Source organism: Pseudomonas sp. HMSC066A08, assembly GCF_001813025.1.
Classification (GTDB): Bacteria; Pseudomonadota; Gammaproteobacteria; order Pseudomonadales; family Pseudomonadaceae; genus Pseudomonas; species Pseudomonas aeruginosa.
The window spans coordinates 90,500-90,772 of the sequence record NZ_KV811378.1 but is presented as its reverse complement, the minus strand read 5'-3'; the positions used below and the strand labels follow the sequence as shown (position 1 = coordinate 90,772).

The 273-nt window shown below is 64.1% G+C and carries 1 protein-coding gene; it reads left to right on the top strand.

Annotation, left to right across the window (positions count from 1 at the left end):
- Window positions 1-273 (top strand): cytochrome ubiquinol oxidase subunit I (locus HMPREF2886_RS35360; RefSeq protein WP_139148437.1); only part of this gene is annotated, 273 nt, incomplete at both ends.

Genomic DNA, 273 nt, shown 5'->3' with positions numbered 1-273 from the left:
TCACCGCGTTCTTCCTCGAGGCCGGTTTCCTCGGGGTCATGCTGTTCGGCTGGAACCGCGTGGGACCGGGCCTGCATTTCTTCGCCACGGTGATGGTGGCGATCGGCACGCTGATCTCCACCTTCTGGATCCTCGCTTCCAACAGCTGGATGCAGACTCCGCAGGGCTTCGAGATCGTCGACGGCCGGGTGATCCCGGTGGACTGGCTGGCGGTGATCTTCAATCCGTCGTTCCCCTACCGCCTGCTGCACATGTCGGTCGCCGCGTTCCTCG